Source organism: Asaia prunellae JCM 25354 (assembly GCF_000613885.1).
GTDB lineage: Bacteria > Pseudomonadota > Alphaproteobacteria > Acetobacterales > Acetobacteraceae > Asaia > Asaia prunellae.
The window spans coordinates 1-23080 of record NZ_BAJV01000020.1 but is presented as its reverse complement, the minus strand read 5'-3'; the positions used below and the strand labels follow the sequence as shown (position 1 = coordinate 23080).

Genomic DNA, 23080 nt, shown 5'->3' with positions numbered 1-23080 from the left:
GGTTCCGCGGCGACGACGAGCGCCAGAATGACCCGGCATGGTGAGCGAGAAAATCATGAAAAACCCAGCAAAACCGGGCGATTTCGGTACAAACGGGACTCGTGGTGTGGTAGGATCGGGCATGAGCGAAACGACGAAACGAGCGGCATTGATTGCTTGCGCTATTGCCTGCTGGCTTGGGATACTGGTCTGCGCCACCGTCGCGCCCCTTCGGGCGGGTTGCGAAGATTGGGCATGGATGGGCGCTTTCTTCTGGCTTGCGATCACGTTTGTCGTAGTTGCTGCGGAGATTTTATCTTGAGCGAAACAACAGGAATATCCCCGTTCAACACCGACGCATGGGCCGCCGCCTCTCAGTCGGAGCGGAAGAAATGGCTCAGAGACAACCCAAGCGCATGGGGCGGAGATCGCCCAGGTACGGCGCTAGACGAGTTGCAGAGAAGGTTCCTGACCGCCCTTGTGCTTCTCACTCCGGGAGGTGCGCCATGAGCGAAACGACGAAACGGGCTCTGAATGCCGATCTGATCGATCTCAGCATCCCATGCACAAGCGCGTCGATCGGACGCACCTGATTGCCGCTCCTGTCGCCAACACCCCTCCCAGACCATCGAGGTTGACCGCTGAGGGCGGTGAAGATCGTGAGACGACAAACTTACCGCCGGAAATTGGAACGCCCTGTACGGGGCGGAAAACGGCTCTGAATTGGGTAGAGGTCATACCCCTTTCTCTCTGCCCTCTCGCAGTTGCATCGGTCGCCGCATGTTTGATCCTTTCCCATGGGTCAGCCCTATCGGTGGCCTGCGGCCCGGCTTTTGTGGCTTTCTGCGCCTTGATCGCCGTGCTGTGGAAAATGGCGCGGGGCGCTTCTGGTGGGGGAGCGGAACGATGAAGAATTTCGGCAAGTGGTGCGCATTCGGTCTCTATGGCGTTGCCGCTGCGGTATCCTGCGTTGCCGGGGCCAATATGCTATTCGGCGGGGAATGGATCAGCGGCCTTGTGGCGCTCGCAACCGCTCTCGTTTGCTGGTCCCTCGCCTACTCGATCAGGCCGCCGCGTGAAGTCGTTGTGATCATGCGGAACTGCGGGACAGTTGACGTTCATGCCAACGGGCAGGTTTTCCGCGCTTCTGGTAGGGATGGGGGTTAGGCATGTCTGACAACGCGAGAGTGTGGGCGCTAATGACGATGAGTTCGGCTATTGCAACGCTCAGCTCATCATTCATCGGTCCGATCGCCGCTTTTCTGGCGTGCGTGGCGGGGTTTTCCTTGGCGTGGCTTGTCCGTGTCTTGAGCAACATGGCAAGCCGCGCTTCTGGTAGGGAGGGGGTTTGATGGATGCGGCAGAAAAACTCCTGTCCGAGGGCCTGGACCTGTGCGTTCGAGCGCGAAAGATGGACGAGATAGACCGGCGGAACAACTGGCTGGCGGCTTCCACCGACCCGGACGAATGGCAACAGTCGGGTATGTTCGATGATTTCGTGGAACGCTGGAATGATGGCCATCCGGACAAGCAGTGCGCCACGCGAAGCGGAACGATCGCACTATGGGTTGCTGAGCAATACAACGCCGATCTTGCGGATTGGGAGCGTCGAGCGCGCGATCATCTGACGAAGAAATGGGCGGATAGTTCGCCGTGACCCGCCTACCCTTCCCCACCTGGCGAGACCTTGTGGACACGCTCGCCAGCCAAGGGACATGATTCAACTTGGAGTTCTGCTCACGCAAATGGCGCAGAAACGTAGGCACACCATAGAGCTTCGAAGGGTGATTCCGTCTCGTAGTCCCGACGGTTTTCGTTGTACCGGACGGCGCTTTCTGGTAGGATTTCGGCATGGCGAACCCATCTGAACCTACAGAAAAAAAACAGAAAGGCGCTGGCAAAAGACTGTTCAAGCCCGGGCAATCCGGCAATCCGGCAGGTCGCCCGAAAGGCACGCGCAACAAGCTGTCAGAAAACTTCGTAGCAGCCCTCTACGCTGACTTCGAAGAGCACGGCATTCAGGCAATCCAAGACATGCGGGTCGAGAAGCCGGGCGACTATGTGAAGGTTGTCGCAAGCCTGATCCCGGCGCAGTTCCAGCAGGTCGATGAGGACGGCAAGGTGCAAACGCTTGGCGTGATCGCCCTCCCCGTTAAAGGCTCGAAGTGACGAACATTGTCTGGTCGCCAACCGACCGGCAGCAGGTTTTTCTTGCAGCCGAGGAAGAGGAAGTTCTTTACGGCGGTGCGGCTGGTGGCGGGAAGACAGACGCATTCATCGTGGACGCTCTCGGACTGTGGCAGAACGCGCCTCTGGTGCCTCGTTACAAGGCCCTGATCCTTCGCCGGTCCTATCAGCAGTTACGTGAAGTGATCGACCGTGCACGGGCTCTGTATCCGTCCATTCAGGGATTGGAAGGCGTGGCGTGGAACGAGCAGAAGCACGAGTTCCGCTTTCCGTCCGGCGCCAAAATCATTATGGGCTATGCTGAACGCGATGCCGATGTATTCCAGTTCCAAGGCGAGGAATTCCAGTGGATCGGTGTTGAGGAATTGACTCAATACCCATCGGATTTCGTTTGGACATACCTCCGCTCACGACTGCGAGGAACGAACCTCAAGCGGCTCATGCGGGCAAACTGCAATCCGGGCGGTATCGGCTCGAAATGGGTGCAGCAATACTGGTCTATCCCTGATGACGGGCGGGACACATGCTCGGCTTCCTCTGTCGAGATTGAGGGACAGACGATCACTACGCGGCGGCGCTTTATCGGCGCTCGCGTAACTGACAATCCGTACATAGACCTTGAATACCGGGCAAATCTCGCAACCATGCCGGAAATGCAGCGCCGGGCCTTGCTTGATGGGAGGTGGGATGTGCTTGACGTTCCGGGGGCGATTTACAAGGCGGAAATGGACGCCGTCAAAGGCGGTGAGCAGCCGCGCTTGTGCCGTGTGCCATACGATCCATCGGTGCCGGTGTACGTCGCCTGGGACTTGGGTATTGCTGACAGTATGGCGCTCTGGTGCGCCCAGATCGTTGGACGTGAAATCCATCTGATCGATTATTACGAGGCGAGTGGCGAGGCGATTTCGCACTACTGCCAGTGGCTTGACGGGCGCGGATATCGGTATGCGGAGGATCTGTTTCCGCACGATGCCAGAGCGCGCGAGCTGGGCACCGGCAAGACGCGTGAGGAAATCGCACGAGCAAACGGGCGCAAGGTGCGGATCGTGCCACAGATCGGTGTGGATGACGGAATCAATGCCGTTCGCCTGTTCCTCGCCCGGTGCTGGTTTGATGAGGTGAAATGCAAGCGTGGCGTCGAGTGTCTGACGAATTATCGACGCGAATGGAACGATAAGCTGGCGCAATTCAAGGCTGCCCCCGTGCATGACTGGGCTTCGCATGGATCGGATGCGTTCCGCTATCTCGCGGTTGGGCTGCGTGAGCGGACGAAAATACCCCCTCCGAAGGCGCCAAGAACCTCGCCCGTTATCGGCGGCCCGTCTGGCTGGGCGGCGCTCTGATTTCGCTGTACCGAACAATATGCACTATGCTATAAAGTATCCATGGAAGAAAGAACGGACGACATCCTGGCGGAAGTCAAAGAGCGGTATGAGGCAGCAGAGGCTTTCGAAGCCAATTGGCGCACAAATGCGCTCGATGACCTGAGGTTCTTCCACGCAGATTCCCGCAACCACTACCAGTGGGACAGTGCCGTTTATCAGGCGCGTTCCGGCACGTTTGGCGGCTCCCCTCGCCCGTGCCTGACGATCAACAAGACGGCGCAGCATGTCTTGCAGGTTGAGAACGACGCCCGGCAATCGCAAATGGGCATCAAGGTCAACGCGACCGGCTTTGGCTCAACAGCCAAGGCCGCGGACGTGATCGAGGGCATTATCAGGCATATCGAATACCAGTCCAACGCCCAGCAGAACGCCTATATGTGCGCCATCCAGGGGCAGGTCAGGCAGGGCATTGGCTGGTTTCATATCGTCACCGACTATGTGCGCGGTGCTGACACGTTCGACCAGGATTTCTACATCAAGAGCGTTCCTGACCCACGGTCTGTTTACTCGGACCCCAACACGCAGGAGCCTGACCACAGCGACATGCAATGGGCCATGATCGTTGAAGAAATGCCCAAAGCAGAGTTTGAACGGCTCTATCCGGCGCACAAGGACGTTTCCGGTGCGCCTCTCTCGATTGCTGGCAACACGGATTATCGAGGACAGGAAGCGGGCAAGGATGTGGTGCGCGTGTTCCGGTATTACCGGCGCAGCGAGCGCAAGGACACGCTCTGGGCCGTCCCTGTACCGCAGCAGGACGGATCAACAGTAATCCAGCCCATGCGGGAAAGCGTCATGCCTGCTGAGGCGGTAGAATATTGCCGCTCAATGCAGGCGCAAAGCCGCTCAATCACGCGCCCACATGTCGAGTTCTTTCTGATCGCCGGGGATAAGATCGTATCAAGCGGCGATACGGTGTTCACGTATGTCCCGCTTGTGCCTGTCATTGGCATGGAAAGCGTGATCGATGGGAAGCTGGATCGTTCCGGCCTCGTGCGTGCCCTGCTCGACCCGCAGCGCATGTATAACTACAGCGCGTCGGCCTCGGTTGAGAGCGTGGCACTTCAGACAAAATCACCATGGCTGGTCGATGCGCGCGCAATCGAAGGATACGAAAACGATTGGTCGAACGCGAACGTTTCGAACGCTGCTTATCTGCCCTACCGCTCGACTGATCCCGACGACAGCAGCCCGATAGCGCCGCCCCAGCGCCTCGACCCTGCAACCGGCTCAACCGGGCATATCGCGCTGATGCAGGCGTCTGACTCCCAGATGCAGATGGTCACGGGCCAGTATCAAGCGGAAATGGGCGCCCCAGGAAACGAGAGGTCAGGCCGCGCTATCAACGAGCGACAGCGCCAGTCCGACACGGCGAATTATCATTACACCGACAATCAGGGTATGGCGCTTCGTCTTGCCGGGCGCATCCTGATTGACGCCATTCCTTACGTTTACGACACACAACGCGCTGTGCAGGTCATGGGTGCAGACGGAACGCAGACCAGCGCCGTTGTCGACCCACAGGCTCCACAGGCTGCGCAAGTTGAATTGCCGCCTGGTCAACAGGCAGAGCCGGGCATGACGTTTGAGCAGCGGGCTGCAATCGAGGGCGCGATCATCGCCATCAATCCGACGATTGGCAGATATGACGTTGAGGCCGATGTAGGGCCAGCCTTCGCAACGCGCCGTCAGGACACATTCAACAGCCTGATGCAGGTTTTGCAGGCAAACCCGGCGATCATGGAGCAGATCGGTGATCTGTTCTTCAAGGCAGCCGATTTTCCGCTTGCTGACGAAATTGCCGACCGCCTCAAGCCTGCGACTGATGACCCGCGCCTTGGGCAGGCACAGCAGCAGATTCAGCAGATGCAAGGCATCATTCAGCAGCTACAGCAGAAGCTGAACGACAAGAGCCAGGATTTTGCCCTAAGGGCCGACAAGCAGCGTCACGAGCAAGTCACTGATCTGATGGAAGCAGAAACGCGCCGAGATAAGGCGGACACTGATCGCATGGCCGCAATCGGCTCAGAAGATCCGGCATCGCTTCACCCGGTCCTTGAAGCTCTGGTGAGAAAAGTTCTCGCAGAACAGGGATATCATGGGCCTGAATCGCTTCCGAGTGGGCCACCTGCCGACCTTGAGCGCCTTCCTTCCAATAACCCTCCGGGCGGCCTCATTCACGCCCCAAACCCTGTCACAGGAGCCGTTGACGTATGAGCGAGACCATTCAAGCCCCTGCCGAGGAAACCAATATCCTGACTGGCATCGATTTCGGAAGTGATCAGCAGCCAGGACAGATGGAAGCCCCTCAGGCAGAAACGAAGCAGGTGGAGACGCCGCACCACGAACCAGGCACACCGGGAACTCCTGCTGAAAACGAAGGGACGCAGACCGAACGCAAGACGGAAGAACCCGCATGGTTCTCGCGCCGTATCGGAGCGATTACGGCCAAGCGCCGCGAAGCCGAGGAGCGTGCTGCGCAGGCCGAACAGGAGTTGGCAGAATATCGCCGCGCCCTTGCCGCTGCTCGCGGTGAGGAAGAGCCGCGCCAGCCTGAGATGACGCCAGAACAGATCCGGGCGGAAGAACGAAGCCGGATCGAGGCGCAAACAGCCCAGCAGCGCCAGCTTGAAGACTTCAGTGCTGTGACGGTCAAGGTTGCAGAATCACTGGCAGGTACGCACGGCTGGGATGCAGTAAAGCCATTGACCGAGCGTCTTGCTGAAACGGCAGGTCTCGACTTCAACAACCCCGGTCATCAGCAGATCATTCGCGATATTTCGGAATTGCCCAATCCCGGCGAAGTGTACTATGCTTTGGCCAACGATCCGGATGCAGCTAGCGCCCTGTTCGACGCTCCCGAGCGCAGACAGTACGCGATGCTTCAGAAGTTCGCGGACGGGCTGACCAAGGCCGAGATGAGTGCAAAGCAGGCAGAAGCGCCCGCGCCTCGCCCCTCACCTCAGATCTCCCGGACGCCCGCTCCTGTAGCCGCTGCCACGGGTTCGGCTCGCGCCGTTACTGGCGGACGTTCTCTGTATGACAACGGTTTGTCGGCAGAGGATTTCGCCACCATGTTCAACAAGCGCAGTTGAACGAAGCCGAGGGGCTATAAACCGTTCGTTTCCCGGTATCGAATAACCGGGCGCTGACTGGCGCGACAGCCACGGGTGGTTTCCGGTCGTAACCGGCGCACGTTCTGGCAACAGCCGAGAGCGGGACACGAGGCGCACAGGCGCCATGCGTGAGACCTAACCCCGTGTCAAACAGCATTATCAATAACCAGATGATTACGAGGATGGCCCTTGCCCTTCGTCGTAATCAGAACTCTCTCGTGCAGAATGTCGATCGGTCCTATCAGGACCAGTTCGCCCAGAATGGCGGCAAGATTGGCGATACTGTCAACGTCCGACTGCCGAACGATAACGTGGCGATCGAGGGTGCAACCGTAAATCCGCAGGGTATGCAGGAGCGGTCTATTCCCCTCGTAATCGACAAGCGCTGGAACACCTCGCTTTCGTTCACGACGCAGGACCGTACCCTGAAGGTGGACCGCTTCGCAGAGCGTTATGTTGCGCCGTCTGTGAACGTGCTGGTCGGTGCGCTCGCGGCTGATCTTATCGGGCTCTCGCTCCAGTTCTCGAACCTTGTTCGGAACGTGGATTCAGAGGGCAATACGATTGTTCCATCCTCGAACACCTGGCTCCGCGCCAATGCGATACTGTCCGAGTGTAACGCCGAAGCGGCGAACCGTTACGCCATCCTTGATCCTCTATCCGAGGCTGACACCGTTGCGGGCCTGATGGGCATGTTCAACCCGGCTGGCGAGATCTCGGACATCAACCGTTCGGGTCGCATGGGCTCGCGTCTGCTTGGCGTGTCCGGCTGGATGCAGGACAACACGGTCATCGTGCATGAAACCGGCTCCTATGATGGGCAGGCTACTGCAACGGGCGCAGTCAACTCGTTCACGCCGACCGGGCAGGTTGTGCCGTCCGCGAACATCAGCTCCGTAGCCTCGCCGCATATGTCGCTGATTTCTGTCAGCGCTCTAAATGGTGGGTTCAAAGCGGGCGATATCATCACCATCACCGGCGTGAACCGCGTCAACCGCATCACGAAACAGTCCCGCGCTATCCCGATGCAATTCGTGGTTGCTCAGGATGTGGCGAGTGGTGCGACCTCCATTCCGATCATGCCCGCTCTGATCCCGCCCAATTCGGACGGCAGTGCTGCACTTTATCAGACCGTTGATTCTGCCCCGGCGAACGGTGCCAAGGTCAACCTGATTGGCAAGGCTGGCGAGGTCACGCGCCGTAACTTCATTTACCACAAGAAGGCGATGACGCTTGCGACGGTTGATCTGGAAATGGTCACAGGTGCAACCATCGATTGTGGCCGCGATAATCTGGACGGCATCAGCCTGCGTACACTGACCTACTATGACGGGCCGGTGGACGTACGTGGAACGCGTATGGATCTGCTCTATGGTAAGGCCATGCTGCGCCCTGACTGGGGCGTTGTTGTTCCGTCTCCCACGGATGACGGGTTCTGATCGTGGCGCGCTACCCTCATACTCTCACTGCGCCTGACGGGTTCACGTTCGTGACTGTCAGGAACGCAGAACAGGAGGCGCAGGTGCGCGCCCGTTTTGAGGGGAAAGCCGAGCCAGAGGGCAAAGCTCTTCCCCCCAGGCCAGTGATGCGACCGAAAGGACGCTTGCCCAATGTCAGAAAACCTTGAAGGCACACCCGGCGCACAAGGATATCTTGTCTCTGACCTTGTTGGCATGGCGCTTGAACAGATCGGAGTGGGCACGGGGGGGATGACTTCTGACCCTCAGGGGATGATATCGGGGGTCAGGCATTTGAATATGATGCTGGCTCAATGGCAACGGCGCCGCTGGCTGGTACCAAACCTGACCGACGCATCATTCCAGTCGACAGGAAGTAGCGTTTACTACATTGGTCCGGGCGGCGATATCGATGTTCCGACAAGGCCGGACAAAATCGAAGCTGCATACGCAAGGCGGCTCAACGGTGCCCCATTAAGTCAGGATGGTGATTTTTCCCCGCTTGATTTCTCCGGAGCGGACTTCCTGACGCCGACTAACGGGCTGGATGCAGGCGTTCAGCCGCTTGACTATAATCTGACGCTGATTCCTTCTTATGAAGATTACGCATCAATAGGAATGAAAGCCCTGCGTGCATGGCCGTCTATGGCTTTCTATAACCCCGCGTTTCAGCAGGGAGAGTTGTATATCTGGCCCATACCTCAATCAGGTCTGTGGGAAATACATATCCTGTACAAGCAGCCTCTTCCGGCGAATCTTTCAGCCTCAAGCGCTATTAACCTGCCTCCTGAATACTGGGACGCCATCATGTGGTGTCTCGCGGCCAGGTTATCGCCCTCTTATGGGCAAGAGGCATCTCCTACGGTGGTCGCCATGGTCAAATCTGCCCTTGGCACCATAAGAACCGCCAATACCCAAATCCCTACACTCGGCATCCCCGCAATACTCACCAACACCCAAAGCCCGTTCTACTGGCCCGGACTGGAGATCCAGAAGCTATGATTCGTATTCCTGTTGCTTTGATGGCCTTCCTGCCTGTGGTCGCATTCGCACAATCTGTCCCACAGATGGACAGACGCGTTTCTCTATCGGGCCCTACCGGTTTGAATTGGGCTATGAGCAAGAAAGCCGATACCGAGAATGGTATATTGACGGCACCACAGATCAACGATGCCGCTGCAACAAATCTGTCCGTTACAAATTTGACTTCAGGTGGCCTCCTGCAACCCCCCTTTGTTTCTATCCTGGCAAAGGGCGCAAAGTGTGACGGCACAACCGACGACACAGTGGCCATCAATGCTGTTCTTTCAGCATACAACAACGTTGCGATCCCGCAGGGCATCAGCAAGTGTCTGGTTTCCTCGCCCATTAACATCACCAGAAACGGCACTACGCTCGTAGGTGCGGGGCAAACGTCTGTAACGTTCGTCTCCAACTCGGCTACAGCCCCTGTGATTTCTGTGGCTGCTGGACTGTCCAATTACACCCTGTCTGGCTTTTCTGTGGATCGTTCAGTTGTTCCGGCTTCTGATACGGCGCGTGGCATTGATACATCTGGCGGTGGGGGCGGATTTGCTACCCTGCGGGACATCTATGCCACCAATCAATGGACCGGGTTTTATCTGGGCGGTATGGCTTATGGCGTTGCATCAAACCTGACGGCACAGAACAATTATGGCGACGGATTCTATCTGAGCAACAACGCAACATACACGACAGCACAATGGAACCTGACCAACACTATCAGCCAGACGAACGATGGCTATGGCTACAATGTCGTATCAAACACGAAAAACCCCATGATATTACTTCCGTGGTGGGACACGCAGGCTTTCGCCAATGGCCTTGGTGGAGCGCGGTTCGTAGGAACGCCTGAAGGGTATATTTCAAACATCAACATTGAGGGCGGAATATTCTCTACAGACGGGAATAACGAGCTGTTTTTTGACACCTACAGCGGTCATATTACCGTTTCAGGCGGAACGTTCATCGAAGCCGCAGGCACGGCTGCAACGGGGCGGGACTTCAAGATCCCGAAGTCCAATACAGGCCGTGGAATATACACAACAGGTAATATTGCGGATATTCAGATCGGAGATGTGATTGTCTTTGATAATTCGCAGGAAGGCTATGTTGGGAGTGCGTTCAGAACGCAGATTGTAGGAGCTGAATTCCTTCAGAACGGGGCCAACGGCGCAGCCGGAACGTGTTCCATCAACCTTCTGAATACAAACACCAATGCTACTGTCATGATTACAGGTACACGCTCCGGGGCGCTAAACTCGAACCTGAGTACATCAGCAGGAATCTGCGCAGTCAATGGAACGGGTGTCACCATCACAGGCAATGACCTCGCGTACAATTCTCAAGTAGGAGTTTACTTTAGCGGCAACGCTGCGGGGGCTCATGTTGAGGGCAATGCCGGATACATCACAGTCGCACGCGGAGAAGTGACGATTCCAGCCAACGCAGTTTCTGCAACTGTTACCCATGGTCTTCCGGGCGTCCCTTACTGGGTTTCGGTATCACCCACCGCAGCGCCCGGTTCGGCTGCGGGATGGTATGCAGACACCAAGACCCAATCCAGCTTCACTGTCCATATTCAGAATGCACAGTCTTACCCCGTGACATTTTCATGGGAAGCCAGGATGTTCCCCAACTGATGCCACGCATTAATCTTTCAGGCGGGTCATATACCTCCAGATCAGTTGCAATTGCAGCGCAGAGAGTTCTTAACCTGTATCCGGAACCCATTCCAGATTTTCAGGGTGAGCCTACAAGGATCGTATATTTCCCAACGCCGGGGCTGATTCGTGTGGCCCAGTCTTCTGGTGGTGGGCGCGCTGCTTATCTGACAACGCAGGGGGATGCAGTTTTTGTTATAGGCCACGATGTCATCTTGATGGATGCATCCGGCGCACTGAAGACAATAGGCTCTCTTCCATCAGAAATCGGGCCGGTTCGCATTTCTGACAACGGAACCACAATGTTTCTGGTGGACGGTTCAGCGAAAGGCGGATGGTATTGCTCTCTCCCTTCATTGCCTAGGGTTGGCAATTACGGCACATTGCATCAGATCAATGATGACGCTTTTTATGGCAGCAAGACGATCGCCATTCTCGATACTTTCTTCCTGTTTGTGAATTCAGAAACGACAAACTGGTATGTATCCCCAGCCCAATTTGCTGACGAGGAAACAACTCCTTTTGATAGTCTTTATGTTGCGAGCGACACGACGAGCCTGGACACCATCCTTGGCGTTGAGGTCGTAGGCCAATATATATGGTTGTTCAGCAGATCGCAGATTGAATTCTGGTATAATAGCGGGGCTGCGGATTTCCCATTCCAGCGCGTGCAGGGTGTCACGGTAGAGGTAGGCGTTATCTCGCCCTACACGATCGCAAAATTACCGACGACACAGGCGACCCCGAATGGGGGAATCATGTGGCTGGGGCGCGATCAATCCGGCTATGCACGCGTTTACCTGGGGCAGCAGACAACAGCAGCACCCGTATCGACATTTCCTATTGATGATTCCTTGCAGGGTATGGGGGATTTATCGGCGGCGGTTGCTTCTGTGTACCAGCAGGAAGGGCACGTCTTTTATGTTTTGACCATTCCTGGCCAGTCTTCATCATGGGTGTATGACGTATCAACGGGGATGTGGCACGAACGAAGCGGACTTGATGCAGCAGGAAATGAAGTGCAGATCCGGCCTCTCTTCTGGACGCAGGCTTACGGAAAAATATGGGCTTTAGACCGAGATAACGGCACGATTTATCAGGTATCCACAGACGCGCTTGATGACGCAGGCATTCCGATAAAACGGCAACGCGCCTTCCCTCACCTTTTAACCAGTGGGACAAGGGGCATACATCGAAAGTTCATGCTCGATATGCAGCAGGCTGATAATGCCGCTGTTGCAGTTGATTGGTCGGATGACAGAGGCGCTACATTCAGCGCGCCGCACTCCTTGAGTCTTGGCGCTTCCGGCAATGTCTGGCCGACTTTGTGGCGGCTGGGAATGGCAAGGGACCGGTTTATCGTGTGACATGGACAGCCCCTGTCCGGACGTCTCTTATGGGTGCTTTTCTTGATATTGATCAGGTGCGATCATGAGCGGACCGCGTGATTTCAATTCTCCGCTGCCTGCGGGAAAGATCTGCAATCAGGATGGGACAGCCACCATGCAGTTTACCGCATTTATCAGGCGGTTGTGGGAGCGTACAGGGTACGCCCCCGGCTTTGACGCGGCATGGGGAGCGAGAGAGGCTGACATCGCCTATTTGTCGTCACAGTCGGCAATCGCGAAGGCGGATCACTCCGAAGCTTCAGCGCAGAGCTCATCTACGCTTGCTGCAATCCTTGCGCAGTCATCACCGGCTATCGACACGCAAAAACTATACACGATAGCAGTTCAGGCATTACTCAGGGCCAGTCAGGCCGAGGCCAGAGCACTAAAAGCCTTGGAAAAAGTCGAGGAATTGTCTAAACTGCTCCTTACGACGCGCCAGCCGCGAGACGGGATATCTTCGGATGAAAGCATGACGTTCAGCGTCATGACCCGTATATGGCAGTCGTCGCACAAACCCTTGTAAAAGGTGCCACCCTTACCAGTAATCTGAGTTCCATTTTTGCGGCAGGTGCGGGAACAACTGTCGCAAGCGGAGCCGTTGTCGCCAATCCGACAGGCGCAACAGCCAGTCTCTCGGTAACACTCCAGCGCGCCGATGGAAGTTCATTCATTATTGTTCCGGGGCGGGCAATCGCTGCCGGAGGGACGGACCTCGTGCCTGAGTTGGCGCGCGTTCTGAATGCTGGGGATGTTATCCAGGCTTCGGGCGCCGGGCTGAATATCGTTATTGACGGGTATCTTCTGTCATGAAGTCGGCGGCAGAAATTTTCGGGTGTGATGTTCCTGTCGGGGCGCATGTTGTTCGCGAAGCTGGTGCTGTGGGTGGATTTCTTCCGATAACGGAAACGCAATGGGAGGCCCATTATGCGGCTGAGCCCTGGATGCGCGGCGCCAAGGCCCTTGCTGCTTTTCGTCGCCTTCTCGCCCGGTTCTGGCAGCAATTCCCGGCAGTGTGCGAATTGATTGGTGCCATCAAGGCACAGAACCGCGCAGCCCGCTACCTTGCCGTTCGCCTTGGGTTTGCCTTTCGTTTCACTCTTTCTCTCCCATGGCCTGACGGCGTGGTGCGTGAGACAGCTATTTACGGGATGCAGCGCCCATGATCCCCTTTCTTCGCTCTCTGGCGCATATGGGAGGCGCCTGTTTTGATCTGACCGGAGGCGTCGGAGCCGCTGCGGCGGGAGCGGCCCAAGCTGCCGGGACTGTGGCTGCGACCTCTATGCAGGTAAAGGCACTCCAAGATGCTCGCAAGACGGCGATCAACACGGCAAACGAGGTTGCGCCTACACTGACGCAAAGCGCGACAGATGCAAACGCGCTGCTCAATCCGTATGTCTCGACCGGGAACAACGCGATCAACGCACTTTCCGGCGGCATGACGCAGGAATTTCTTGAAAGTACGCCCGGTTATCAGTTCATCAAGAACCAGGGATTGCAGGGCGTTACCAATGCCGCAGCAGCACGCGGGCTTGCCAACTCAGGCGCGGCGCTCAAAGGAGCTGCGGCTTATGCAACGGGTCTGGCTGACCAGACGTACCAGAACCAGTTCAATAACTACAAAAGCCTTGCCGATCTTGGCGGACAGGCAGCGACCGCGCAGGGGAATAACACCATCAACGCGGCAACGAATGCAGGGAATATCCGCATGGCTGGGGCCAACGGCGGGGCAGCCGCCGCAGTCGGCGCCGGAAACGCATTGGCGGGTGGACTATCTAGTCTTGGCAGCACAATAGGGCAGTATCAGATTTATAATGCGCTGCTTAATGGAGAAGGATCGACCGTCTATAACAACAACGTCGCATCGGTGACACCGTATGCGCAATTCAACGGCGGCAAAGCTCTTCCGTCCGTAGGGGGCTGACCCATGGCATTCTCTGGCTTTGATACGAACGCGCTCCAACCTACGCCACTTCACACGGCCAACCCGCTCGAAATGGCCGGTCAGGCGGCGCAGATAAAGAATGCACTACTCGCCAACCGGGTGCAGCAAACCGAATATGATGCCCGCGTAGCTCAAGGGAGCGCCTTGCTGGGCGCGACCGGCGCTGATGGTCAGGTTGATTACGCCAAGGCGCGCGCGGCCATGGCTGCCGACCCAGCGACAGCATATGGAGCCATTGATGCCTACCGGCAGCAAAATGCGTCACGCAATGACGATCTGGCCAATGCTGAAGCATCGAAAAATGCTGTAGGCTCCATCATGTCTTTTGTCGGCGCCAATCCTGACGCGGCCCATCTGGACGCAGGCGCTCGCATGGCCAAGGCTGTGCTGCCGAAAAGCCAATGGGGCCAGGTTGATGCAATCGTGCAGCAGATCGGGAGCCATCCAAACGGCATTGCTGGCGGCGTGGCGCAGATTACCAACTCGATGCAGGCGCCGCAGGGGCAAGAACAGAACGTCTATGGCACTAACGATAGCATGGACACAGGGAATGCTAACCTCATTGGTACGCGCAAATCTGCGATGCAGGGCGGCGGTTTCAGCGCAACACAGGCAGCACCAAAAAACCTGAGTCCTGAATTCCTCTCTCACCCTTATGAATACACCGGTGATGATGGGAAAAAGCACATCACTACGGTCGGTGCCGTCATGCAAGCCAATGGTCTTAACGTATCTCCAGCCCCTGTCAGTCAGACCAATGCGCAAGGGCAGCTCCCCCACGGTGCCGAGAACTACCCTTGGAATAGCGGGCGCTATGGCGGGGTTGCATCGCAGGACGGGAATGGCGCACCGCCCCCTCACTCAATGGAAACAGGGCTTGCCCCCGGTCAGGCAGAAGCGGCTCAGTCGGCAGGACACGAAGCAGGCGCACAATATGCGGCGGCAAACCAGAGCGCAGCAGGGTTCGCACAGCGTCAATATCAATCGCGTGCGGCTCTCTCTGCCCTCGAAAAGCTGGGTCCGACCGGCACAGGCCCCGGCAGCGAGGGGAGAAACCAGATCGTCAGCTATGCCCAGACCTTGGGCTTCACTGCACCAAGCGACACGACGCGCGCTTACGATGAGGCGAATAAATACCTCACGCAGATGGCCATGGCACAGCCGGGCGCAACAGGAAGCAATGAGCGTCTTTCAACCGCTCTGTCCGGGAACGCTTCGACCCATATCAGCAATCTCGCAGCACAAGATGTAGTCAAGGCGAACATTGCTCTCGACCGTCAGAACCAGGCCGCTCTTCTTGGCTTTAATCAGAAATATCCAGGCGGGCAGTCTCAGCTACACGCGAACGAGTGGCCGTCTTATGCAGCAGAATGGTCCTCGCATGTTGACCCCCGTGTTTATGCGTTCGATCTCATGACGCCGCAGCAGCGCACGACCATGATGAAAGGATGGGACACGGCCAAGCGGGCGCAGTTCTATGAGCAGGTCCAAGGCGCCGTTGACCATGGCCTTGTGACGCCGCCGCGCTGATGGCCGATTATAGCGACACGATCGAGGACGCTGGGCGTCGGTTCAATGTCGAACCCGCTCTCATCAGGGCTGTGATGATGGCCGAGAGCGGCGGAGATCCGAAAGCACGCAGCCGAGCTGGGGCAACGGGACTGATGCAAATCATGCCCGATACGGCGCGTCGTCTGGGCGTGGACGCCTCGGACCCTGTGCAGTCTATTTATGGCGCTGCCAATCTTCTGAGCCAGCATCTCGACCATTATGGCAACGTGCCGGACGCCTGCGCGCCTATAATGGGGGCACTGATCGGTCGCATTGGACCAATGCCGAAACAAGCGCTTACCCAGGGCGCGTGGCATCTTTTTATTCGCCCTCCCCTCGCACCGAAAGCACCCCTGACATGGCTCCGAAACAGGAAAAGCCGAAGCAGACCGGCATAGATGTCAAAGCCATGGACGAGGCTTGGGGTGTTTCCTCTCAGGAAAATGAGGCGGGAACGCCTCCAGACAAAGGAGCGTCTCCGGTTGCGGTTTCCGATATGGATAAGGCATGGGGTGTTGGACAGCCTGAGACAACAGTCGCAACAGTAAATGCGCCAAAACAGCCCGGCTTCTGGCAAAATGTCGGAGCAGGGATCAAGCGCGGCGTGCGTGATGTTGGCGATACGGCCCTCAAGGCGGGGGAATGGGCAGACAAGAACCTGCCGGGACCCGATCTGGACGCGATGATAGGAGCTGATGAGAGCAAGCGGCAAAAGGCTCTCAACTATGAGGCCAACGCGCTCACAGATTACAATCGCGATTATGGTGGCAGCGTTGCGGCTGGGGTCGGGCGTATTGGCGGCAATATGCTCGCCTCTGCCCCCCTTGTCGGCCCTGTAGGTGACTTGGCTACAGCAGCGATCGGCGCAGGGGCTCGCGGGGCTGGTCTTGCAGGTGGCCTTATTGCACGCGGGGTAGGACTTATTGGTCGCGGCGCAGCGGAAGGCGCTACAGCCAATGCGGCGGCGTCGGGTGGCGGTAATGAGGATATTGGAACAGCAGCGTTACACGGTGCGGAGATTGGAGCGGTCGCAGCCCCTGTTCTGGCGGCAGCAGGCGGGGCAATCAGGAGAGGCGCGGAAGCGCTGACTGGCGGGCGTATAAGTCAGGCCCGCGCTGCCCTCGCCCAACGCGCGAAAGATTTCGGCATTGATCTGACTGCGCCGCAGATCGGCACATCCTCCCGTATGCGCTATCTCGCAGATGAGGCAGGCGGGGGCCATACTACGCAAGATCAGATCAACCAGTTTACTCGGGCAGTTTCACGGACGTTCGGCGCAGACAGCGAAAGCCTCACACCTGACGTTCTGGCAGAGGCGCAAGGCCGTATTGGGGCGCGCATGGACCGCATTGCCCATGAGACGCGCATCAAGGCAGATGACACCTTGGTCAATGATCTGGCGCGCATTGAGGAGGAGGCGCAGGGCGACGTCACCCCCGGCGAAATCACTCCGATAAAGAACCGCATCAGTGATGTGCTCGGCAAAATCGGAGAGGATGGGCATATCACCGGCGCGCAGTACCAGGCCCTAACGCGTGCAAATACACCATTGGCGCGCGCTATGGCGCATCCTGACCCGAATATTTCCTATCACGCCGGGCGTGTTCGGGATGCACTTGATGAGGCTATGGAGCGATCTCTTGTAGCAGATGGGCGGCAGGATCTTCTTGCAGAACTGAGAGACGCCCGGCTGCAATACAAGAATCTGAAAACGATAGAACCGCTTGCCACAAAGGCCGGGGCAAACGAACACGCGATTTCACCGCCCCTTCTGCAAGCGCGCGTCAATGCTCAGTTTCGCAGCCGGGCGCAGCGTGGAGCTGGTGATCTTGGTGATTTGGCCGATATTGGACAGGCTTTTATGAAGGCAGAGCCCAATAGCGGAACCGCAGGCAGATCTGGCGCACGTCTAGCGCTGTCAGAGGCTCCCATGATGTTGGGCGCAGCTTTGACCGGACATACGTCAATTCCCGAAATTGCACTTGCAGCAAGCGTTCCCTTAATTGCAGGCGCCCCATTGCGAGCTGGCATCCGCACTTACATGGACAATCCGCTACTGGCTCAATCTCTGATCAAGCGCGGAGCAAGAGGCGATCAGGAGAGTCCGTGGCGCAAGGCAGCGTCAGCCCTTATCTCTGGTCAGGGCGCGATCACGCCCGCTCTGGATCGTACCAGAAAACAACGCCTCGTTTCGCGCACGGACTGACTGGCGCCAACCGCCATATTGGGCGAGAAGGAACGGCGCGAAACCTATGAGGGCAGCAAGAGCGAAGCCCTCGTAATGCAACCACTTCATCTGCTCCCACGGCATGTCCTCTGGGTATGGGAACGGAACGAACCAGTTCCCGGCACCCGTCACAAATATGAGGGCAAGCGTCATGGCCACTCCGCCGATGCCGGAGCAGGTGAACCAGAGGGCAATGGCGATCAGGCCGCCAACAATGAGGATGATCATTCTGCAAGGCTATCAGAGCCGCTCAGAGTGTTCACCAAATTTCTAATGCTGCCCCACCACCGTGCCCGGAGTCGGGTCAACAGCAGTTGGTATAGAGGGTCTGCGCCTCCATTACGAAGGCGCAGAGAATCTGTTGCCGCTCTAGGCGCAAAAAACGAAACTCTCTTCATCGCCAAAGCAGGAGAGTGGTTTTGGCGAAAATTACATCATCTTCCGGAGAACTTAAATGCTTCATGCGAACCTGGACACCCTGTTCGGTGCAGTATGCGCCTTAATTCTGTGCATTTATTCAGTTGGCAACAAAATATTAAAAACCCTTGTGAGTATAAATGTCGATATCGTCCGAATGGATCAAAATGCTCACAATACATTCTTACGTAACGGGAATGTAATGGAGAAGATATACGATAGCATCCAGAACCTAGAATACAGCGTTCATGACATTAATAGAAAGATTGAAGAACCATACAAACCGCCTTCCGAACCGAGTTTCTAGGGCGCTTTTTTGCCCACCGTCATGCGTATCAGACGTCGAATAGCTTCTGGGCGTGACGGCAAATCAGACTGATCTCGTCTCCAGTCATCCAACGCCTCTAGGCACTCGCGGTCAATCCGCACGTTGACTGCCTCGCTATCAATGGCGGGCCTTCCTCTTTTTGATTTCTTGGCGCTATCTATTGACATTATGATTTTATAGCGCGATAAAAAACAGGCCGCAAGCGAGTTCGCACCTCGCAAGCGGCCCTAACCATCAGCAGGGAACAAACCCCATGCCTACGGCTAATGCCATCCATACCATAATTGCGGTTGCACGCCTCCTGTTTTCCTCCGGCTTCTCGGTGAAGATCGTGCCGGTTGCGATCAAGGGAGGCCGCACATGAGCACGAACCTCACAATCATCACGACCGCCATCCGTCAGGACGCTGAAGGCCGCTACTGCTTGAATGACTGCCACAAGGCATCGGGCGGCGAAAATGCCAAGCGCCCAAGCCTGTGGCTCGAAAACGCGCAGACAAAGGCTCTGGTCGTTGAATTGGAAGGGTCGGCAGGAATTCCTGCTTACCCCACAAACACCGTTACGACCGGCCCAAACGAAGGCCGAGGCACCTACGTCGCGAAGGAACTCGTTTACGCCTATGCGATGTGGATCAGCCCGGCGTTTCACCTGAAAGTCATCCGGGCGTTTGATGCGATGGTGCAGGGCAAGGCGCTGCCTGCACCCAAGCGTCCCCGCAAGCCTGCGATCGACACGACATACAATCGCCTTCTCAAGATCGCCCGCACCCTTCCCGGCTTTGACGAGAACCAGCACTGCCTTCATGCGGCTCGTGGCACGTTCAACATGACCGGCATCAACCCGCTTGAGGTCATGGGCGTTACGTCGATTGCTGCCCCGAACAATGACGCCTACCTGACGGCGACCGAGATCGGGAAAGAGATCGGCCTCAATGCCATGGCTGTGAACAAGCTGCTCATCGCGGAGGGCTATCAGATCAAGGTTCCTGCATCTGCCAATGGGTGCGATTATCAGGCGACCGAGAAAGGCGCACCATTTGGACGCATGTTCGACACGACGCGGAGCAACGGCAAGGGATCGCAGGCTCAGCTCAAATGGTCCAACCGGATCGTGAAGCACCTGCGCCCTTTCACCCGCCCGAAGGAGGCAGCGTCATGAGTGCGCTTGCGGTATTCGGGCAGACATCGCCCCAGCGCATGAGTGCGGAAGAAGTAGGCAGAAACATCGGATCGGCGCTTCATGCCGGTCTCGCCATAGCGCAGGGCGATAACCGTGATCTCGACGTTCAGCGCGAGAGGCTGAAGCTAGGCGCTCAGGCGATCATGCAGGCTTGGCGCGACCTCGATGTTTTGGAAAACGACGAGGAGAAATCAATCCTCTCGCGTTTGCAGGATATCCGCAGGCGGCAGGTGTCAGGCAACGCCAGAAAGCGCCCTGCCCTCGCGTAACAGAGAAGCCGCCCCTTACCGGGCGGCTTTTTCATTGCGCCGGACATCAGTTAGCAGTAAAAAAAACATACGACGCGCCAGTAATGGCCGGGCGGGAAAATCAGTCTGGTATCCCCCATGCGTCGGCTTCTGCTTATTCTTCCGTTCGTACTCCCCGGCACTGCGTTTGCGCAGTCGCAGGCCGCAAACCCTGTCTCTCCCTTCCTTGAGGGAAAGCGCGTCGGCACATCAGCTAACCCGATTTTTGCGGCGATTTCTTCTGTTGTTCCTTCCGCCTCGGCTTCCTCTGGTCAGGCGGCTGCCCCGGTCGAGCTTTTCAGTTACGGGCGCCGGGTCGGAACGCAGAACAATCCACTTTATGTCAATCTTGGAAATACCCTCTCATCCTACCTCACTAAAGATCAGGCGTCCGCAACGTACCTCCCCAAAACAGGCGGTACGGTTCAGACGCTGGCTGTTACGACCAGCTTTTCTCCGCCCTCGATAGCGTTTGATGATCTGCCCCGTCCATGCACCCCCCCTCTGATCGCCTATGTTCCCGATGGTCAGAAGTTCTGGACGGCTATGACTGCTGACCACAATGCAGGTTCGTCCTACATTTACAAGGACACGAACTCAACGAATGCAAGCACTTATGTAGGGTGCCTGCTCGTGAACGGGTCGCCTACCTGGGTGCCTTTCCTCATCAACTCTCAGGCCGGGAAGTGGTGATGAGCGATCTTGACCCGAACGGGTTTGTCAGTCGCCGGGAATATGAACGCGACCAGGCCATTGTAACCGAACGCTTCGATAAAATCGAAATTGGTCTCGCTGCCATGAGCGAGAAAAACGCAGAACAGCACGGTGAAAACCGTGTGCGCGCAGAACACGCCGAAAAAGCGATGGAGCGAGGATTCAAGACACTTTCTGACCAGATAGTCCCAATCAAGGACAAGCTGACCTTGCGCGCAACCATCATTGCCGGGGCTTCTGGTTTTGGTGGGGGCGCAGCTGTTGGCGTCTATGCTCTGCTCCACAGTCTGGGGAAACTGTGATGACCGGACTTGATATCGCCCTCGCGCTGATCTCTCGCCCGGATTTCGAGGGATTGAGCCTCAGTCCGTATCTCTGCCCCGCCAATTACTGGACCATCGGTTATGGCAACCGCTTTCTGGCAAACGGAAAGCCGATAACAGCCACCACCAGCCCCATTACGAAAGAAGAAGCGCTCAACCTTCTGCGTCAGACCGTTGTGACGCTGCAAGAAAAGCTGCGCTCCTTCGTGACCGTACCACTCACTGACTATCAGGAAGGCGCCCTGCTCTCCTGGCAGTTCAATGTTGGCAGCAATGCCGCCAGAAGCTCAACGCTGGTCCGTCTTCTGAACCAGCGGCTTTATGCGTCGGCAGCTCAACAGTTTCTCGTCTGGGACAAGGCCACGGTGAACGGAAAGCTCATCGTTCTGCGTGGCTTGCAGCGTCGTCGCAAGATCGAAAGCGCAGTGTTTCTCGGGCGGAATATCCCCACAACCGGAGTCACTTCATGACCATCGACTGGCAAACGCTCTTTGCCCAGCTCCTGCCGTTTCTGCCTGCGCAGATTGCGGGCGACCTTACGCTGATCGGGACTTTCCTGATCGCGCTGGCTGCCGTGATCGCCCGGTTCTGGCCTCGCCCTGCGGCTGGGTCGAAGTGGCTTCCCATCTACCTGCTCATCAACAAGCTCGCGATGAACGGCAAGCACGCTGCGAACGCTGACGATGTGAAAGGCTCATCCAAGTGAAACGACTATGCGCCCTCTTCGGGGTACTCTGCCTTGTCACGCTGACGGCGTGCGATCCCAGTCAGACCAATCTTCGCAATGCCGGTTATGTTACCATCCAGGCTTACAACGCTACAGCGCCGCTGGCTCTGGCCTATATGAAGCAGCCAGGCGCAGACCCGACGATCAGAGATAAAATCAAGACGGCAAGTGCGGACGCTATGAAGGTCATTACGCCGCTCGGGACCGATCTTCAGTCGTCCAATCCCCTCACCGCGCTTGAGGTGTCAGCAGCAACCGCAGCGGTTGCAGCACTTCAGGCCCAGATCGCCAAGGAGACCGCGAAATGAACATTCAGAAAATCGCCTTTGTCTGTCACGAGGTAAATCGTGCGCTCTGCCTTGCACATGGCGACAAGTCGCAAGCACCATGGAGCGAAGCACCTGAATGGCAAAAAGCATCTGCGATATCGGGTGTCGAGTTCGTTATTTCTCACCCAGACGCCCGCCCGAGTGACTCGCATAAGTCGTGGCTTGCGGTGAAAGAGGCTGATGGCTGGATCTATGGCCCCGTCAAAGACGTTGCGAAGAAGGAGCATCCTTGCATGGTTCCTTATGAAGCCCTTCCCTCTGAGCAGAAAGTGAAGGACCATCTTTTCCTTGCGGTGGTTAGATCCCTTGAAACGGAGATCGCGAAATGAACGCAGCCTTTGCAGCCCAGATTGTGCAGCTTGTTGTTGCAGTCGCTCAGGTCTTCCCGAATATCCTTCAGGTGATTGAGGACGCGATCGCCGCCGTCAAATCGGGTGATGGTCCGACAAAGGATCAGATCGCCGCCGCGCTCAAGCAGGCGCAGGATACGGATGCCGCTATTCAGGCATCGTGACCACAAAAGCGAAGGGCGACCCGAAAGTCGCCCCTGCCTATCAAACCGAAGATGATTGCTGCGTGCCGGGCTTGATACCGGCTGTCGATGCAGTTTCAGACACATCGCGTCAGGCGCTCGGATCGAACGAGCAGCTACCCCTGTCCTCAAGCGTGTCCATCCACGCCGCCGCAGCCCTCGCAGAATCGCACGATCTGGCGGGGCAGTACAAGGTAAATCTATAGGGATAATGGGTGGCTGTGTTCGCCTGAACATCGGAGCCACTGCGCTGCAACGGCTTAAGCCATTGATTTATCTGGTCGGAGTGAGAGGATTCGAACCTCCGGCCCCTGCGTCCCGAACA

30 protein-coding genes are annotated in these 23080 nt (G+C 57.0%); 29 read left to right on the top strand and 1 reads right to left on the bottom strand.

Going from position 1 to position 23080, the window contains the following annotated elements; all coding sequences use genetic code 11:
- The first annotated feature begins 37 nt into the window (after positions 1-37).
- From JCM25354_RS14260 to JCM25354_RS14170, 19 genes are all read left to right on the top strand, one after another.
- Positions 38-301: a hypothetical protein gene (locus tag JCM25354_RS14260; RefSeq protein ID WP_025886514.1), complete on the top strand. Its 264-nt coding sequence runs from the start codon at positions 38-40 to the stop codon at positions 299-301.
- Between the two features lie 458 nt (positions 302-759).
- Entirely contained in the window at positions 760-1146 is a 387-nt protein-coding gene (locus tag JCM25354_RS14250; protein WP_148301545.1) for a hypothetical protein, read from the top strand.
- A gap of 184 nt (positions 1147-1330) precedes the next feature.
- Complete coding sequence (locus JCM25354_RS14245; RefSeq protein ID WP_025886512.1) at positions 1331-1636, top strand: hypothetical protein; 306 nt, start codon at positions 1331-1333, stop codon at positions 1634-1636.
- Between the two features lie 194 nt (positions 1637-1830).
- Positions 1831-2148: a DUF5681 domain-containing protein gene (locus JCM25354_RS19260; protein ID WP_025886511.1), complete on the top strand. Its 318-nt coding sequence runs from the start codon at positions 1831-1833 to the stop codon at positions 2146-2148.
- Complete coding sequence (locus JCM25354_RS20400) at positions 2145-3509, top strand: terminase family protein (RefSeq protein ID WP_025886510.1); 1365 nt, start codon at positions 2145-2147, stop codon at positions 3507-3509. Before JCM25354_RS19260 ends, JCM25354_RS20400 begins: the two co-directional genes overlap by 4 nt.
- A gap of 42 nt (positions 3510-3551) precedes the next feature.
- Positions 3552-5768 carry a portal protein gene (locus JCM25354_RS14230; RefSeq protein WP_025886509.1) on the top strand — a complete coding sequence of 739 codons (2217 nt, stop codon included), beginning with the start codon at positions 3552-3554 and terminating at the stop codon, positions 5766-5768.
- Positions 5765-6646: a hypothetical protein gene (locus tag JCM25354_RS14225; protein WP_025886508.1), complete on the top strand. Its 882-nt coding sequence runs from the start codon at positions 5765-5767 to the stop codon at positions 6644-6646. The genes JCM25354_RS14230 and JCM25354_RS14225 overlap by 4 nt, the downstream gene beginning before the upstream one ends.
- A gap of 149 nt (positions 6647-6795) precedes the next feature.
- Positions 6796-8106 (top strand): P22 phage major capsid protein family protein, encoded by a 1311-nt coding sequence (locus tag JCM25354_RS14220; protein ID WP_148301544.1) that lies wholly within the window; start codon positions 6796-6798, stop codon positions 8104-8106.
- Between the two features lie 2 nt (positions 8107-8108).
- Positions 8109-8294, top strand: a complete 186-nt coding sequence (locus JCM25354_RS21195) for a hypothetical protein (protein WP_148301543.1) — start codon at positions 8109-8111, stop codon at positions 8292-8294.
- A 130-nt stretch (positions 8295-8424) separates the two neighbouring features.
- The gene (locus JCM25354_RS14215) at positions 8425-9126 is read left to right on the top strand and encodes a hypothetical protein (RefSeq protein ID WP_148301542.1); all 702 of its coding nucleotides are present in this window, start codon (positions 8425-8427) and stop codon (positions 9124-9126) included.
- A 113-nt stretch (positions 9127-9239) separates the two neighbouring features.
- Positions 9240-10787, top strand: coding sequence for an autotransporter outer membrane beta-barrel domain-containing protein (locus tag JCM25354_RS14210; protein ID WP_148301541.1), 1548 nt, complete (start codon positions 9240-9242; stop codon positions 10785-10787).
- Complete coding sequence (locus tag JCM25354_RS14205) at positions 10760-12175, top strand: hypothetical protein (RefSeq protein ID WP_148301540.1); 1416 nt, start codon at positions 10760-10762, stop codon at positions 12173-12175. Before JCM25354_RS14210 ends, JCM25354_RS14205 begins: the two co-directional genes overlap by 28 nt.
- Before the next feature lie 64 nt (positions 12176-12239).
- Positions 12240-12722, top strand: coding sequence for a hypothetical protein (locus JCM25354_RS14200; protein ID WP_148301539.1), 483 nt, complete (start codon positions 12240-12242; stop codon positions 12720-12722).
- Positions 12695-13009 (top strand): hypothetical protein, encoded by a 315-nt coding sequence (locus JCM25354_RS14195; protein WP_025886502.1) that lies wholly within the window; start codon positions 12695-12697, stop codon positions 13007-13009. Before JCM25354_RS14200 ends, JCM25354_RS14195 begins: the two co-directional genes overlap by 28 nt.
- On the top strand, positions 13006-13362 hold the full coding sequence (locus JCM25354_RS14190) for a hypothetical protein (RefSeq protein WP_025886501.1): 357 nt from the start codon (positions 13006-13008) through the stop codon (positions 13360-13362). The genes JCM25354_RS14195 and JCM25354_RS14190 overlap by 4 nt, the downstream gene beginning before the upstream one ends.
- On the top strand, positions 13359-14120 hold the full coding sequence (locus JCM25354_RS20395) for a hypothetical protein (RefSeq protein ID WP_025886500.1): 762 nt from the start codon (positions 13359-13361) through the stop codon (positions 14118-14120). Before JCM25354_RS14190 ends, JCM25354_RS20395 begins: the two co-directional genes overlap by 4 nt.
- A 3-nt stretch (positions 14121-14123) precedes the next feature.
- Complete coding sequence (locus JCM25354_RS14180) at positions 14124-15671, top strand: hypothetical protein (protein ID WP_025886499.1); 1548 nt, start codon at positions 14124-14126, stop codon at positions 15669-15671.
- A complete protein-coding gene (locus JCM25354_RS20390; protein WP_025886498.1) occupies positions 15671-16090 on the top strand; it encodes a lytic transglycosylase domain-containing protein in 420 nt (139 codons plus the stop codon). The genes JCM25354_RS14180 and JCM25354_RS20390 overlap by 1 nt, the downstream gene beginning before the upstream one ends.
- Positions 16051-17898: a hypothetical protein gene (locus JCM25354_RS14170; protein ID WP_025886497.1), complete on the top strand. Its 1848-nt coding sequence runs from the start codon at positions 16051-16053 to the stop codon at positions 17896-17898. The genes JCM25354_RS20390 and JCM25354_RS14170 overlap by 40 nt, the downstream gene beginning before the upstream one ends.
- Here JCM25354_RS14170 and JCM25354_RS21190 read toward each other — a convergent pair.
- A complete protein-coding gene (locus JCM25354_RS21190) occupies positions 17815-18147 on the bottom strand; it encodes a hypothetical protein (protein WP_148301537.1) in 333 nt (110 codons plus the stop codon). The two genes, JCM25354_RS14170 and JCM25354_RS21190, sit on opposite strands and share 84 nt — an antisense overlap.
- Positions 18148-19024: 877 nt before the next feature.
- Between JCM25354_RS21190 and JCM25354_RS20380 the strand changes: the two genes are divergently transcribed.
- The 10 genes from JCM25354_RS20380 to JCM25354_RS14110 all read left to right on the top strand — a co-directional run bounded on the left by JCM25354_RS20380 (position 19025) and on the right by JCM25354_RS14110 (position 22961).
- Positions 19025-19822: a KilA-N domain-containing protein gene (locus JCM25354_RS20380; RefSeq protein ID WP_025886495.1), complete on the top strand. Its 798-nt coding sequence runs from the start codon at positions 19025-19027 to the stop codon at positions 19820-19822.
- Positions 19819-20112, top strand: coding sequence for a hypothetical protein (locus JCM25354_RS14150; RefSeq protein ID WP_025886494.1), 294 nt, complete (start codon positions 19819-19821; stop codon positions 20110-20112). Before JCM25354_RS20380 ends, JCM25354_RS14150 begins: the two co-directional genes overlap by 4 nt.
- A 117-nt stretch (positions 20113-20229) precedes the next feature.
- Positions 20230-20823 (top strand): hypothetical protein, encoded by a 594-nt coding sequence (locus JCM25354_RS14145; RefSeq protein WP_025886493.1) that lies wholly within the window; start codon positions 20230-20232, stop codon positions 20821-20823.
- Positions 20823-21146 carry a hypothetical protein gene (locus JCM25354_RS14140; RefSeq protein ID WP_025886492.1) on the top strand — a complete coding sequence of 108 codons (324 nt, stop codon included), beginning with the start codon at positions 20823-20825 and terminating at the stop codon, positions 21144-21146. The genes JCM25354_RS14145 and JCM25354_RS14140 overlap by 1 nt, the downstream gene beginning before the upstream one ends.
- Positions 21146-21637: a lysozyme gene (locus JCM25354_RS14135; protein WP_025886491.1), complete on the top strand. Its 492-nt coding sequence runs from the start codon at positions 21146-21148 to the stop codon at positions 21635-21637. Before JCM25354_RS14140 ends, JCM25354_RS14135 begins: the two co-directional genes overlap by 1 nt.
- Positions 21634-21873 (top strand): hypothetical protein, encoded by a 240-nt coding sequence (locus tag JCM25354_RS19230; protein ID WP_051537428.1) that lies wholly within the window; start codon positions 21634-21636, stop codon positions 21871-21873. Before JCM25354_RS14135 ends, JCM25354_RS19230 begins: the two co-directional genes overlap by 4 nt.
- Positions 21870-22202 carry a hypothetical protein gene (locus JCM25354_RS14125; protein ID WP_025886489.1) on the top strand — a complete coding sequence of 111 codons (333 nt, stop codon included), beginning with the start codon at positions 21870-21872 and terminating at the stop codon, positions 22200-22202. The genes JCM25354_RS19230 and JCM25354_RS14125 overlap by 4 nt, the downstream gene beginning before the upstream one ends.
- On the top strand, positions 22199-22552 hold the full coding sequence (locus tag JCM25354_RS14120; RefSeq protein ID WP_025886488.1) for a RyR domain-containing protein: 354 nt from the start codon (positions 22199-22201) through the stop codon (positions 22550-22552). The genes JCM25354_RS14125 and JCM25354_RS14120 overlap by 4 nt, the downstream gene beginning before the upstream one ends.
- The gene (locus JCM25354_RS14115; RefSeq protein ID WP_025886487.1) at positions 22549-22737 is read left to right on the top strand and encodes a hypothetical protein; all 189 of its coding nucleotides are present in this window, start codon (positions 22549-22551) and stop codon (positions 22735-22737) included. The genes JCM25354_RS14120 and JCM25354_RS14115 overlap by 4 nt, the downstream gene beginning before the upstream one ends.
- Positions 22734-22961 carry a hypothetical protein gene (locus JCM25354_RS14110; protein WP_025886486.1) on the top strand — a complete coding sequence of 76 codons (228 nt, stop codon included), beginning with the start codon at positions 22734-22736 and terminating at the stop codon, positions 22959-22961. Before JCM25354_RS14115 ends, JCM25354_RS14110 begins: the two co-directional genes overlap by 4 nt.
- The last annotated feature ends 119 nt before the right edge of the window (positions 22962-23080 follow it).

Excerpts from the sequence above, each read along its gene's own strand:
- JCM25354_RS14260 (WP_025886514.1), top strand. The coding sequence starts at position 38 with ATGGTGAGCGAGAAAATCATGAAAAACCCAGCAAAACCGGGCGATTTC.
- JCM25354_RS14250 (WP_148301545.1), top strand. The coding sequence starts at position 760 with ATGTTTGATCCTTTCCCATGGGTCAGCCCTATCGGTGGCCTGCGGCCC.
- JCM25354_RS14245 (WP_025886512.1), top strand. The coding sequence starts at position 1,331 with ATGGATGCGGCAGAAAAACTCCTGTCCGAGGGCCTGGACCTGTGCGTT.
- JCM25354_RS19260 (WP_025886511.1), top strand. The coding sequence starts at position 1,831 with ATGGCGAACCCATCTGAACCTACAGAAAAAAAACAGAAAGGCGCTGGC.
- JCM25354_RS14230 (WP_025886509.1), top strand. The coding sequence starts at position 3,552 with ATGGAAGAAAGAACGGACGACATCCTGGCGGAAGTCAAAGAGCGGTAT.
- JCM25354_RS14225 (WP_025886508.1), top strand. The coding sequence starts at position 5,765 with ATGAGCGAGACCATTCAAGCCCCTGCCGAGGAAACCAATATCCTGACT.
- JCM25354_RS14215 (WP_148301542.1), top strand. The coding sequence starts at position 8,425 with ATGATGCTGGCTCAATGGCAACGGCGCCGCTGGCTGGTACCAAACCTG.
- JCM25354_RS14210 (WP_148301541.1), top strand. The coding sequence starts at position 9,240 with ATGAGCAAGAAAGCCGATACCGAGAATGGTATATTGACGGCACCACAG.
- JCM25354_RS14205 (WP_148301540.1), top strand. The coding sequence starts at position 10,760 with ATGGGAAGCCAGGATGTTCCCCAACTGATGCCACGCATTAATCTTTCA.
- JCM25354_RS14200 (WP_148301539.1), top strand. The coding sequence starts at position 12,240 with ATGAGCGGACCGCGTGATTTCAATTCTCCGCTGCCTGCGGGAAAGATC.
- JCM25354_RS14195 (WP_025886502.1), top strand. The coding sequence starts at position 12,695 with ATGGCAGTCGTCGCACAAACCCTTGTAAAAGGTGCCACCCTTACCAGT.
- JCM25354_RS14190 (WP_025886501.1), top strand. The coding sequence starts at position 13,006 with ATGAAGTCGGCGGCAGAAATTTTCGGGTGTGATGTTCCTGTCGGGGCG.
- JCM25354_RS20395 (WP_025886500.1), top strand. The coding sequence starts at position 13,359 with ATGATCCCCTTTCTTCGCTCTCTGGCGCATATGGGAGGCGCCTGTTTT.
- JCM25354_RS14180 (WP_025886499.1), top strand. The coding sequence starts at position 14,124 with ATGGCATTCTCTGGCTTTGATACGAACGCGCTCCAACCTACGCCACTT.
- JCM25354_RS20390 (WP_025886498.1), top strand. The coding sequence starts at position 15,671 with ATGGCCGATTATAGCGACACGATCGAGGACGCTGGGCGTCGGTTCAAT.
- JCM25354_RS14170 (WP_025886497.1), top strand. The coding sequence starts at position 16,051 with ATGGCTCCGAAACAGGAAAAGCCGAAGCAGACCGGCATAGATGTCAAA.
- JCM25354_RS21190 (WP_148301537.1), bottom strand. The coding sequence starts at position 18,147 with ATGATCATCCTCATTGTTGGCGGCCTGATCGCCATTGCCCTCTGGTTC.
- JCM25354_RS20380 (WP_025886495.1), top strand. The coding sequence starts at position 19,025 with ATGAGCACGAACCTCACAATCATCACGACCGCCATCCGTCAGGACGCT.
- JCM25354_RS14150 (WP_025886494.1), top strand. The coding sequence starts at position 19,819 with ATGAGTGCGCTTGCGGTATTCGGGCAGACATCGCCCCAGCGCATGAGT.
- JCM25354_RS14145 (WP_025886493.1), top strand. The coding sequence starts at position 20,230 with ATGCGTCGGCTTCTGCTTATTCTTCCGTTCGTACTCCCCGGCACTGCG.
- JCM25354_RS14140 (WP_025886492.1), top strand. The coding sequence starts at position 20,823 with ATGAGCGATCTTGACCCGAACGGGTTTGTCAGTCGCCGGGAATATGAA.
- JCM25354_RS14135 (WP_025886491.1), top strand. The coding sequence starts at position 21,146 with ATGACCGGACTTGATATCGCCCTCGCGCTGATCTCTCGCCCGGATTTC.
- JCM25354_RS19230 (WP_051537428.1), top strand. The coding sequence starts at position 21,634 with ATGACCATCGACTGGCAAACGCTCTTTGCCCAGCTCCTGCCGTTTCTG.
- JCM25354_RS14120 (WP_025886488.1), top strand. The coding sequence starts at position 22,199 with ATGAACATTCAGAAAATCGCCTTTGTCTGTCACGAGGTAAATCGTGCG.
- JCM25354_RS14115 (WP_025886487.1), top strand. The coding sequence starts at position 22,549 with ATGAACGCAGCCTTTGCAGCCCAGATTGTGCAGCTTGTTGTTGCAGTC.